We start from the raw sequence: 11,906 nt of genomic DNA, 5'->3' as shown, positions 1-11,906 counted from the left end.
TCACGGCGGGCCCTCGCCCCGCTCCCGCTCCTGCTCCAGCAGGGCCGACAGGTCCTTGAGCCGGTCCAGGCCGTGCACCGCGCGGGAGATCCGGGCGTTGTGCTCCAGCGTGCCGCGGTGCCGGTGCAGGAAGTTCCAGTAGCCCGCGGTGAACGGGCAGGCGTCCTCCCCGACCCGCCGGTCCGGGCGGTAGCGGCACGGCCCGCACAGGTCGCTCATGCGATCGATGTAGGCGCCGCCCGAGGTGTACGGCTTGGTGGTCATCCGGCCGCCGTCCGCGTACTGCGACATGCCCACGACGTTGGGGAGCATCACCCAGTCGTAGCCGTCGACGAAGCAGCGGTGGAACCAGTCCGTCACGGCGGCCGGGTCCCAGCCCCGCTGGAGGGCGTGGCTCCCCAGCACCATGAGGCGCGGGATGTGGTGGGTCCACCCGGTGTCCCGGACCTGGCGCAGCACGGTGGCCAGGCACCGGGCCGACACGGCGTCCGCGTCGAGCTCGTTCCACCAGTCGGGCAGGGCGGCGGTGTGGCCCAGCTCGTTCGACGACCGGTAGTCCTCGCCGAAGTACCAGTAGAGGTGCCAGACGTACTCGCGCCAGCCGGCGACCTGCCGCACGAAGCCCTCGACGGAGTTCAGCGGCGCCTCGCCGGCCCGCCAGGCCGCCTCGGCACCCTCCACGCACTCGGCCGGGTCGAGCAGCCCCAGGTTCAGCGAGGAGGACAGGAGGCTGTGGCTCATCACGCCGTCGTCGGCGAGCATCGCGTCCTCGTGCGCGCCGAACCCCTCCAGCCGCTCGCCCAGGAAGCGCTTCAGGGCGGCCCGGGCCTCCCGGCGGGAGGCGGGGAACCGCCGCGGCCCGTCGCGGCCCACGAAGGAGACGTCCCCGTCCCGCTCCCAGCGGTCGAGGTCGTGGCGGACCTCCTCGTCGACGTCGCTCTCCCGCGGCCGGTACGGGGCGGGGGCCCCGAGCGTCCGCCGTCCCCGCGGCGGCGGCTCCCGGTTCTCGTGGTCCAGGTTCCACGTGCCGCCCGCGGGGCTCCCGCCGTCCATCAGGAGGTCGTGGTCGCGGCGGACGTGCCGGTAGAAGGACTCCATCCGCAGTCCGCGCTGCCCGTCGGCCCAGGCCCGGAAGTCGTCCTGGCCGACGAGGAACCCGCGCGGCGGGAGGACCGTGACGTCGTCCAGGGACCGCACGAGGGCCAGCGCCGCCCGCGAGGTCGGATGGTGCACCGTCACCGGGCCACGGCCGACCGCCTTCGCCAGCCCCTCCCGGTAGGTGTCGGCCCGCACGTACGTCACGCGGTCGCCCAGTTCCGCGGCGCGGTGACGCATCGCCGAGAGGATCAGATGCGCCTTGGCGCGGTGGAAGCGACGCCTGCGGAAGACCGCGCGGGACTCGATCATCACCACGGGCGCCTCGCGCGACGGGCCCTCGCCGTCCCCCGCGCCGAGGAACGCCGGCCCCAGCTGGTCCCCGAAGAGCCAGTGCGTACGGGTCATGCCGTCTCGATCCGCTCGGTCGCCGTGGGGCGTCTCCTGGCGCCCCTACACGACTTCGGCGCGCGGGTGTCCCGCGGATGCGGGGTCCCGCGGACGATCCGCCGCCGGGGCGCTGCCGCGTAGGACTCCGGAACGGCCGGCGACCGGCGCGATGCCGGCCGGCGGCGGACCGCGGCTCAGAAGGAGAGGAACCGGAAGAGGAAGAACAGCCCTCCGAGGACGGCGCCCGCGGCGATCAGCGCGAGCCACACCGTCGGGTGCTCCCAGACGCCGCCGTCGGGGCGCTCCTGGTGGGCCGAGGACGTGGACCCCTCCGCGGGCGGGGTCTCCTGGGGCGGTACGAGCGGCTGGGTCATGGCCTCTCCCGGGGGGGTGCGGGACGGCGGTGCGCCGCCGGGTCTCCACCGTCCCTCGATCGGCGGATGCCTGCCACGCGCGTCGTTCGTGCGTCGAAGCCCGGCCCTGCCGGGCGGCCCCGGGCCGCCCGGCAAAGTCACAGGTGGTGACCCGGGGATCGCGGGTACACGCTGGGACGAGTGCCCGGGGCGGAGAGAGCCGCCCCGCGACACCGGCCCCATCCGTCGAGGAGGCCTCTGTCGGCAGTGCTTCCGTTCGCCGCTGCCCCGCCCCCGACCACGGGTGAGCGCCACCGTCCAGCACGAGGGAAAGGCAGCACGACCGATGACCGAGAGCCGACCCGCCACCACGACCGACTCCGGCGCCCCGGTGGAGAGCGACGAACACTCGCTCACCGTGGGCCCGGGCGGTCCGATCCTGTTGCAGGACGCCTATCTGATCGAGCAGATGGCGCAGTTCAACCGTGAACGGATCCCCGAGCGCCAGCCGCACGCCAAGGGCAGCGGCGCGTTCGGCCGGTTCGAGGTCACGCACGACGTCAGCGCCTACACCAAGGCGGCGCTGTTCCAGCCCGGCACCCGCACCGAGCTGGTCGCCCGCTTCTCCACCGTCGCGGGGGAGCGCGGGAGCCCGGACACCTGGCGCGACCCCCGCGGGTTCGCGGTGAAGTTCTACACGTCCGAGGGCAACTACGACATGGTCGGCAACAACACGCCGGTCTTCTTCATCAAGGACCCGATGAAGTTCCAGCACTTCATCCGGTCGCAGAAGCGCCGCGCGGACAACAACCTGCGCGACCACGACATGCAGTGGGACTTCTGGACCCTCTCCCCGGAGTCCGCCCACCAGGTCACCTGGCTCATGGGGGACCGGGGCATCCCCCGCACCTGGCGCCACATGAACGGCTACACGTCCCACACCTACATGTGGATCAACGCGGCCGGCGAGCGGTTCTGGGTGAAGTACCACTTCAAGACCGACCAGGGGATCGAGTACTTCACCCAGGACGAGGCCGACCAGATGGCCGCGGTCGACACGGACTACCACACGCGCGACCTCTTCGAGCACATCCGCGACGGCGAGTTCCCGAGCTGGACGCTGCACGTCCAGGTCATGCCGTACGAGGACGCGGCGACGTACCGCTTCAACCCCTTCGACCTCACCAAGGTGTGGCCGCACGGCGACTATCCGCTCATCCCGGTCGGCCGGATGACGCTCGACCGCAACCCCACCGACAACCACGCCGAGATCGAGCAGGCCGCCTTCCAGCCGAACAACCTCGTCCCCGGCATCGGCCCCAGCCCCGACCGGATGCTGCTCGCCCGGCTGTTCTCGTACGCGGACGCCCATCGGCACCGCATCGGCGGCAACTACCAGCAGCTGCCCGTGAACGCGCCCGTCGTCGACGTCCACACGTACTCCAAGGACGGGGCGATGGCGTACCGCAAGACGTCCGACCCGGTCTACGCGCCGAACTCCAAGGGCGGGCCCGCCGCCGACACCGAGCGGTACGGGAACCCGCCGAGCTGGACCGCGGACGGCGAGATCACCCGGTCGGCCTACGTCTCCCACCCGGAGGACGACGACTGGGGCCAGGCGGGCACCCTCGTGCGCGAGGTGCTGGACGACGCCGCCCGCGACCGGCTCGTCGACAACGTCGTGGGCCACCTCCTCAACGGCGTCACCGAACCCGTCCTGGAGCGCGCCTTCACCTACTGGTCCCACATCGACGAGGACCTCGGCAAGCGCATCGCCCAGGGCGTGCGCGCCAAGGCCGACGAGAGGGACCCCAAGGCGGCCGACCAGGGCAACCCCGCCCGCCGCTCGATGCAGGACAAGGCCTGACCGACGGAACACGACGGCCGGTGGGCGCCCCTCGTCTCCGAGGGGCGCCCACCGGCCGTTCGGCGTGCCGGGCAGGCGTCACCGCCCCGGCACGCCGGCCTCTTCCTCCCGCAGCTCCAGGAGGTCGGCCGCGGGAGCCGTGACCACCTTCGGAAGGGCACCCGGATGCTCGCGGGCGAGCCAGCCGACGAGCTCCTCCCGGACGGCGCACCGGGTCGTCCACAGGTCGTCGGGGTCCTTGGCCGTCACGATCGCCCGCACCGTGATGCCGGTCGGCGAGGTGTCCGTCACGGCCAGGTCCCAGGCGCGGCCGTCCCAGGTCTCGCACTTCGCCAGGAACTCCTCCAGGTGCGCCCGCGCGAGGGCGACCGGAGTCGAGTGGTCGCAGTGGAGGAACACCGATCCCGTCATCTCCGCACCGCCCCGCGACCAGTTCTCGAAGGGGCGCGAGGTGAAGTACGAGACGGGGAGGGTGACCCGCCGCTCGTCCCAGGTCCGGACCGTGAGGAAGGTCAGGGTGACCTCCTCCACGACACCCCACTCGCCGTCCACGACGACGGTGTCGCCTATCCGGACCATGTCGCCGAAGGCGATCTGGAAACCGGCGAAGAGGTTGCTCAGCGTGGACTGGGCCGCCACGCCCGCCACGATGCCGATGATCCCCGCCGAGGCCAGCAGGGAGGTGCCGAGCGTACGGAAGGACGGGAAGGTCACGAGTGCCGCGGCGGCGGCGACCACCCCGACGGCGACGGTCACCACCCGCATGATCAGCGTCACCTGGGTGCGGACCCGGCGCAGCCGCGCCGCGTCGCGCGAACGGCCGGCGTACCGCGCGTACGAGGACTCGACCACCGCCGCGACCGTCCGCACCATCAGCCACGCGCCGCCGCCGATCAGGGACAGCAGCAGGACGTGGCCCACCGTGTCCGCGTGCTCCTCGAGCGGCTCCTGTCCCCGCGCCGCCACCGGGTAGGTCCATCTCAACAGGGCCGCCAGCACGACCACGTACAGCGGTGTCCCGCCGCGGCGCAGCAGCCCCCACAGCGGTGTCTCCGGATGCCGTCGGTCGGCGAACCGCGCCAGCATGTCCACCGCGCGGCAGACGACGAAGGCCGCCAGCGCCGAACCGCCGACGGAGATCGCCAGGCGAATAACGCTCTCCATATGCTCCCCAGTCGATAGTCGAACAGGCCGTGAATACGCCTCACCGCCGCCCGGTACGCCAAACATCGACCCGGGGCGACGGCGTACGCCTCGCGGGGGTGCCGGCCGGCGCGCGCCCGCCCCGGGGGTTCACCCGGCCATCCGGCTGCGGTGGCCGGGCGGGCGCGGATCGCGTTGCATGGAGGACAGCGTGAGAACAGCGCACTCCGCCGTCTCGTCGAGGGGGCTCCCCCGTGGTTGGTGAGGATCAGCAGGACCAGCGGTCCGTGCCCCGGGGACTGGGGGACGCCGTGCTCGACGCCCTGTTCTCCCAGTCGCCCATGAGCCTGCACGTCTACGACCGGGACCTGCGCCTGGTCCGGGTCAACAAGGCCGCCCGGCTGATGCGGGAGTTCCCGGTCGACCGCTTCCTCGGCCGCCCCCTGGCCGAGATCCTGCGGTCCTTCGACCTCTCCGAACCGGCGGCCGTGGAACGGGCCGCCCGCGTGGTGCTGGAGACCGGCACACCAGCCTTCGACCTGAGCATCCGGGTGCGCGACCACCGCGTCCCCCCGGCCGAGGCCGTCGTCTCGGCGTCCGCGTTCCGGCTGCAGCGGGCCGACGGCACCGTCCTCGGCCTGGCCGTCGCGCTGACCGACATCACGGCCCGGGCGAGGGCCGAGGCGGAACTGCGCCTGCTGAACGAGGCGGCCGCGCGGATCGGCACCACGCTCGACATCTTCCGCACGGCCGCCGAGTTCTGCGAGGTCGCGTCCCCGGCCCTGGCCGACACCGTGACCGTCGACGTCTACGACACGGTCCTGAGCGGCCGGGCTCCGACGGTGGACGCCCCCGACCGGGACCAGACCCTCCGCCGCGTCGGCTACCGCTCGGTCGCCGGACCGGAGCGGCAGGGCGTCCCCGTCGTCGGCGAGGTGACCGTCTACCCGCCCGCCACACCCCATCGCGCGGCCCTCGACACCCTGGCCCCCAAACTGGTCCGGCGACTGCGCCCCGACGCCCCCTGGCTCGACACCGCGCGCCGCCGCGACGCCCGGATCGTCCGGGCGGGGGCGCACTCGATGCTCCTGGTCCCGATCCGGGCCCGGGGCGTGGTCCTCGGCCTCGCCTGCTTCTACCGCTGGCGCGACCCGGCGCCCTTCGACCACCGGGACCTGCGGCTCGCCCGGCAGCTCACCGCGCACGCCGGCCAGTGCCTGGACAACGCCCGCCTCTACGGCCGCGAGCGCTCCGCCGCCCGCATCCTCTCCGGGGGCTTCGCCCACACCCAGGCCAGCGTGGGCACCGCCGTCGAACTGGCCCGCACCCATCTGCCGGCCGGTACGGGCGGCGGCTGGTCCGACGCCATCCCCCTCTCCGGATCGAGGGTCGCCCTGGTGGCCGGGGACACCACGTCCGGGACGTCGGGCCCGGGGGCGATGAGCGAACTCCGTGCGGCGATCGAGGTGCTGGCCGATCTCGACCTGCCGCCCGACGACATCCTCCAGCGGCTCCACGACCTCGCCAGCCGCCCCGGCGGCCCGCCGACCGGGACCGGCTACGAACCCGCCGACGGACCGCCCGCCACCTGCCTCTGCGTCGTCTACGACCCGGTGTCCCGGCTCTGCACGGCGGCGAGCGCGGGACACCCCCCGCCCGTGCTGGTGCACCCCGGCGGCGACGTCGAACTGCTCGACGTCGCCGCGGGTCCGCCGCTGGGACAGGGCCTCGCCCGGTACGGGCTCACAGAACGCGCCCTGCCCGCCGGCTCCACCCTGCTGATCTACAACAACGCCCTGCTGGCCGGGGCGGGCGGCAGGGAGTCGATGCTCGGCCGGCTGACCGGCCTGTTCGACGCACCGCACGCCTCCCTGCAGACCGCCTGCGACACGTGCGCCGACGCCCTCGCCCCCGAGCAGTCCCCGCGCGACGCCTACCTGCTGCTGGCCCGCACCCGCACGATGGACGCCTCCCGCACGAAGGCCTGGACCTTCCCCAACGCCCCGGAGAGCGCCGGGGAGGCCCGTCGGCGCGCCACGGAGCAACTCGCGGCATGGGGAGTGGACCAGGACGTCATCGACGACACCGCACTGGTCGTCAGCGAACTGGTCACCAACTCCGTCCGCTACGCGAAGGGACCGATCCGGCTGCGCCTCATCCGGGACAGCACGCTCGTCTGCGAGGTCACCGACGACAGCAGCGCCAGCCCCCACCTGCGCCGTGCCCTGAACACGGACGAGAACGGCCGCGGCCTGTTCATCACGGCCCAGCTCACCCGCCGCTGGGGCGTGCGACCGTCGGGCCGCGGCAAGACCCTGTGGGCCGAACGGAGCCTGGTGTCCGGCGAGGACGCCCCCGGGCGGGCCGTCGACGACGGGGTGTGACCCGGGGGGCGAGGCCGCACGCCGTCCCTCCGGCCGGGTCCCGCCCATCCCCGGCCACCGCCGTAGGCCGTCACGGGTGACCGCCGTCGTGCACGTGCTCCGTGCCCCGGGGCGGGGCCGGGGGCGGCGGTCCGTCCTCCCGGCCGAGCGGCCCGACGGCGGCGCCCAGGGCGTACGAGCCGAGGAACACCACCACCAGCAGGGCCAGGAACCCCCACACGGCGGCGGGCGGTCCGTACCGCCGCCGAGGCGTCCTTCCCGCCCCGCCGCCCCGCGCCGCGGGCGACGTCGAGTCCCGGGTGGTGTCCACCGGCCCCCTTCCAGACCACGGAGGGGCGCCGCCAGGCACGGGCGCCCGGGGGAGGAGTCGGATCGCCGGCCGTTCCGGTTCCGGCGGACGGGAGGGAATCCCGGTGAGTGCCGTTCCGGCTCCGGCTCCGGTTCCGGCTCCGGCGGAGCGGACGGGAGCCCCGGGCATTCCGCGGTCCCGTCCGCCGGACGCTTCGGGGGCGGGGCCGCCCCTCCCCGTACCGGATCAGGCCAACGCGGGAGCCCTCGTCGTGCCCCGCTGGGCCGGCAGGGAGGACGGGGACGCCGCCCCTCCCTCGCCCGCCGGCTCCTCGCCGCCCCGCAGCAGCGCGACCAGGGACGTACGGGCCCGGGCGACCCGCGAGCGGACCGTGCCCACCGGACAGCCGATGGCCTCGGCCGCCTCGGCGTAGGGCAGGCCCAGGAGTTGGGTGAGGACGAAGGCCTCGCGCCGCTCCGCCGGGATCGAGTCCATGAGCTCGGCGAGGGCCACGCCGTCCTCGAACCCCGGCAGGCCGAGCGGCTGCGTGTGCTCGGCCTCCGCCTGCCAGTCGTCGCGGTCGGAGAGTCTGGGGCGGGCGGCGGCGCGGCGCAGGCTGTCGACCACCGTGCGGCGCGCGATGGACAGGAGCCAGGTCCGCGCCGAGGAACGGCCCTGGAACCGGGGCAGCGCGGCGATCGCGCGCAGGAAGACCTCCTGGGTGAGGTCGTCGGCGGCCTGGCGGTCGGCGCTCAGGTACGCCACGTACCGCCAGACGTCCCGGTGCAGGGCCCGGACGAACAGGTCGGCCTTCGCGGGGTCGCCGTCCCGCGCGGCCAGGGCGAGCAGCGTGGTCGCGGCGTCGGAGTCGGCGTCCGGCGTGCGAGCCGCGCGGGAGGGGGTGATCGGTCCCTGGTGGAGGGTGCCGTGGGCAGGGGTCATCGCCACAAGTCCTTACGGGGCAAGGGAGGTCCGGCGGCGCGCGGGCGCGCGGCTGCGCCGGTGAAGGGGTCGCGGCCTGCCGGGGCGGCAGGCCCGGTGCCCGGGCGACGGCGGCGCGGAAGGCGCGCCGGCGCGTCGGGGAGCCGGCTGTCAGGAGGAGACAGCGAGGGCGCGCGGCGGACCCCGGGAGACGACGGAATGGGCGAGGAGCAGCCGCCGGGGGGCCCGCTCGTCCTCCGCGCGGACGCGCCGGACCCGCGGGCGACGCGGCGGTACGGGGACGACGGCGGCGAGCAGCAGCCGCAGGGGCCGCAGCGGTGACCTGAACCGCCACAGCGGCAGGGAGCGCGCGAGGCGGAACGCCGCCCGCTCCCCGTACGCCAGCCAGAGACCGCTGAGCAGACCGGCGAGGAGGTGCGCGGACAGCATCCCGAGAGACGACGACATCTCTGACATCTCTGTCATGTCGTGGGCGACGGCCCCGGAGTCCACGGGCGTGCCCCGCGCGGCCCCGTGGACCGCGTCCATGCCGCCCGCGCCCACGTGCCCCGCGTGCCCCATGGCCGCGTGGGCCGCCGCGGCACCGTCCGCGGCAGGTCGACCGGGCGGCGGGGAACCCTGCCGCTGCGACCAGGAGAACACGGTGTGGAGCACGGTCTGGACGGCCACCGCGGCCGCCGTCACCGCGAGAAGGCCCTGTTCACGACCCGCGAGGACCCAGGCGACGCCGAACGTCGCCGCGCACGCCGGACCGAGCACGGCGGCCGGCAGGTCCTGACCCGACATCAGCACGTGGCCGGTGGCCGCGAGCAGCACGCAGACGGCCGCGAACATCGCGGCCCGGGCTCCTCGCGCACATCGGCCTGGTGTCATGGCGCGCCCATCCTTGCACCCCTCCGGAGACACGGGGGCGGGAAGGGCGACCACGGCCGCCCCCTCGACCTGTCGGGTCATCAGTACGCGACTGTGGCGCGGCCCACAAGAGCGCATCGGGAACTTCCGGCACCCGCGCCACGACTTCTCCACGGCGACGGCGGGCGGCCCGACCGTCGCACGGGAGGGGGAGCCACGTGAAGTCCGCAGGCAGGACGGCGGCCACCGGTACGGGGGCGGAGCCCGGGCACACCGCGCCGCGCGGACTGACCGCGCTGCTCACCACCGCCATGGCCTTCTCGATGATGCAGCTCTTCCTCCTGGGGGCGCTCGGGCCGCGCCTCGTGGACGGTCTCGGCGTCTCCGAGACGCTCCTCGGCCTCACGACCACGGTCGGCTTCGGGACCGCCGCCGCCCTCTCCCCGGCCGGCGGACGGGTCGTGGACCGGGTCGGCCCCCGGCGGGCGCTCGTCGCGCTGCTCGTCGTGTCGGGCGCGGCGCTCGGGCTGATCGGCGCGGCCCCCGGGCCGGGCCTGCTCCTCGTGGCGGTGGCGTTGGGCGGGCTCCCGCAGGCCCTCGCCAACCCGGCGACGAACAAGGCGATCCTGGCGTCCGTCCCCGCGCCCCGTCGGGGTGCCGTCACCGGAGCCAAGCAGTCCGGGGTCCAGCTCGGCGCCTTCGCCGCGGGGCTTCCGCTCGCGGCGGCGGCGGGCCTGCTGGGCTGGCGGGGCGCGGTGTGGGTGGCGGCCGCGGCCGCCTTCGGCGCCGCCCTGTGGGCCCGGCGGGCGCTGCCGGCCGACCCGCCGTCCGTGCCCGGCGCCGCGTCCGGCGCACCGGCCCCGCCGGGCGGCCCCGTGCCGTGGCTCGCCGCCTTCTCGCTCTTCCTCGGCGCGGGCATCGCCTCCGTGAACACGTACGTGGCGCTGTTCGGCGTCCAACGGCTCGGCATGGGCCCGGCGGTGGCGGGTGCGCTCGTCGCGGTCCTCGGCCTCGCGGGGATCGCCGGCCGGGTCGGCTGGTCCCGTGCGGCGACACCTGAACGGGCCCCGTGGTTCCCGGCCCTCCTCGCGGTCGGCGCGGTCGGCGCCGCCCTGCTCCTGGCCGGGGCGCTCCGGGTGGGGCCCCTCGTGTGGGTGGCGGCCGTGGCGGTCGGCGTGTTCGCCGTGTCGGGCAACGCCGTCTCCATGGTCCTGGTGATGCAGCGGGCGGCCCCGGGACGGGCCGGGCGGGACTCGGCGCTGGTCGCAGCCGGCTTCTTCGCCGGGTTCGCCGTGGGCCCGCCGCTGTTCGGACTGCTCGCCGAGCGCGGCCGGTACGGCGCCGGCTGGGCCCTGGTCGCGGCGGAGTTCGCGGTCGCCGGGGCCGTCGCCCTCCTCTGGGCGGTCGGGGACCGGCGTACCCGCCGGGGCGGGGCGAGGTGACGGGCACGACGGACTGGGCCGAGGACGCCCTGCGCCTCGTCCTCGGGCGGGTCGCGGAGACCGCCGCGCAGGTGGGTGACCGCTTCCCGCTGTACGCGGACCCCGACGACGGCCGCTGGACGACGACGGGGCGCGGATCGTGGACCGGCGGCTTCTGGGCCGGACTGCACCGGCTCCGCGCCCTGCACACCGGGACGGCGGCCGACCGCAGGGCGGCCGCCGAGGTGACGGCCCGTCTCGCGCCCTGGGCCGAGGCCGACACCGCGGCCCGCGGCCTCGTCCTCTGGTACGGCACCGCCCCGGCCGACGGCGCGGACGGGGCGGCCGCCGCCCTGCGCGAGCGCGCGGCGAGGTCGGTGCTGGCCGCCTGGGATCCGCGGCTCGGCCTGGTCCCGTGGGGCGCGGCGCTCGGCGGGCCGCGGCTGAGGGCCCGCGCGGACGGCGTCCCGGGGCTCGTCCCGCTGCTGGCCGCCGCGGGGCCGGAGGGACGGGCGGCCGCCGCCGCCCATCTGCACCGCCATCTCGACCTGTGCCTGGACGGTCGGGGCGGCGGCGGGCGGCCCGTTCCGGCATGGCGCCTGGACGGGCCGCACGGGAGCCGGGCGGGCGAGGCCGACCCCGCGCCGGGCTGGACGCGGGGCGAGTCGTGGCTGCTCCTGGCGGTCGCGGACGGCCTGCTCCTGGCGGGCGGCGATCCCGCGTGGCGCGCCGACCGCCTTGCGGCGGCCGCCGAAGACCTGCTGGGGAGCGGGGAGTTCCTCGACGGACCGGTCGTCCCGCCGGCCGAGGCCGGCGCCCCCGGCGGGCCTCCCGACACGTCCGCCGCCGCCGTCGCCGCGGTCGCCCTGCTGAAGCTCGCGCGGGCCCCCGGCGTGACCGGGGCCCGGGCCTGCGCGGACCGGGCGGAGACCGTCCTGCGCGGGCTCGTGGACGACCACCTCACCCGGCCGGGCGGCGACCGGCCCGCGGGCATGCTGCTCGACGGCTGCTACGACGCCGGGACCGGGACGGCGGTCCGCCACGAACTGGTCTGGGGCGACTACTTCCTGGCACTCGGTCTGACGGCGGTCCTCGGGCGCGTCGGGTTCGGCCTGGTCTGACGGCGGTCCTCGGGCGCGTCGGGTTCGGCCTGGTCTGACGGCGGTCCTC

10 protein-coding genes are annotated in these 11,906 nt (G+C 75.6%); 4 read left to right on the top strand and 6 right to left on the bottom strand.

Going from position 1 to position 11,906, the window contains the following annotated elements:
* Together ACY0MR_RS04930 and ACY0MR_RS04925 are read right to left on the bottom strand one after the other, a co-directional pair.
* On the bottom strand, positions 1–1,503 hold the full coding sequence (locus ACY0MR_RS04930) for a cryptochrome/photolyase family protein (RefSeq protein ID WP_404078463.1): 1,503 nt from the start codon (positions 1,501–1,503) through the stop codon (positions 1–3).
* A 176-nt stretch (positions 1,504–1,679) separates the two neighbouring features.
* Positions 1,680–1,859: a DUF6480 family protein gene (locus tag ACY0MR_RS04925; RefSeq protein WP_473559331.1), complete on the bottom strand. Its 180-nt coding sequence runs from the start codon at positions 1,857–1,859 to the stop codon at positions 1,680–1,682.
* Positions 1,860–2,184: 325 nt separating this feature from the next.
* On the opposite strand from ACY0MR_RS04925, the gene ACY0MR_RS04920 reads away from it, so the two are divergent.
* The gene (locus ACY0MR_RS04920; protein WP_473559329.1) at positions 2,185–3,705 is read left to right on the top strand and encodes a catalase; all 1,521 of its coding nucleotides are present in this window, start codon (positions 2,185–2,187) and stop codon (positions 3,703–3,705) included.
* Between the two features lie 78 nt (positions 3,706–3,783).
* Here ACY0MR_RS04920 and ACY0MR_RS04915 read toward each other — a convergent pair whose 3' ends face one another.
* A complete protein-coding gene (locus tag ACY0MR_RS04915) occupies positions 3,784–4,869 on the bottom strand; it encodes a mechanosensitive ion channel family protein (RefSeq protein ID WP_388795117.1) in 1,086 nt (361 codons plus the stop codon).
* Positions 4,870–5,102: 233 nt separating this feature from the next.
* On the opposite strand from ACY0MR_RS04915, the gene ACY0MR_RS04910 reads away from it, so the two are divergent.
* On the top strand, positions 5,103–7,232 hold the full coding sequence (locus ACY0MR_RS04910; RefSeq protein ID WP_473559327.1) for a SpoIIE family protein phosphatase: 2,130 nt from the start codon (positions 5,103–5,105) through the stop codon (positions 7,230–7,232).
* A 70-nt stretch (positions 7,233–7,302) separates the two neighbouring features.
* On the opposite strand, the gene ACY0MR_RS04905 is transcribed toward ACY0MR_RS04910, so the two are convergent.
* From ACY0MR_RS04905 to ACY0MR_RS04895, 3 genes are all read right to left on the bottom strand, one after another.
* The gene (locus ACY0MR_RS04905) at positions 7,303–7,542 is read right to left on the bottom strand and encodes a hypothetical protein (protein ID WP_404078472.1); all 240 of its coding nucleotides are present in this window, start codon (positions 7,540–7,542) and stop codon (positions 7,303–7,305) included.
* Positions 7,543–7,767: 225 nt separating this feature from the next.
* Positions 7,768–8,463 (bottom strand): sigma-70 family RNA polymerase sigma factor, encoded by a 696-nt coding sequence (locus ACY0MR_RS04900; RefSeq protein ID WP_388795108.1) that lies wholly within the window; start codon positions 8,461–8,463, stop codon positions 7,768–7,770.
* A 150-nt stretch (positions 8,464–8,613) separates the two neighbouring features.
* Positions 8,614–9,336, bottom strand: coding sequence for a hypothetical protein (locus ACY0MR_RS04895; protein ID WP_392863925.1), 723 nt, complete (start codon positions 9,334–9,336; stop codon positions 8,614–8,616).
* Positions 9,337–9,533: 197 nt separating this feature from the next.
* On the opposite strand from ACY0MR_RS04895, the gene ACY0MR_RS04890 reads away from it, so the two are divergent.
* Positions 9,534–10,757, top strand: a complete 1,224-nt coding sequence (locus ACY0MR_RS04890) for an MFS transporter (protein ID WP_473559324.1) — start codon at positions 9,534–9,536, stop codon at positions 10,755–10,757.
* Positions 10,754–11,857 carry a sugar ABC transporter permease gene (locus ACY0MR_RS04885; protein WP_473559322.1) on the top strand — a complete coding sequence of 368 codons (1,104 nt, stop codon included), beginning with the start codon at positions 10,754–10,756 and terminating at the stop codon, positions 11,855–11,857. The genes ACY0MR_RS04890 and ACY0MR_RS04885 overlap by 4 nt, the downstream gene beginning before the upstream one ends.
* Positions 11,858–11,906 lie beyond the last annotated feature (49 nt).

The sequence above is a fragment of the Streptomyces sp. JN8 genome (genome assembly GCF_055808075.1).
This window is presented reverse-complemented; position numbering and strand designations above follow the sequence as displayed.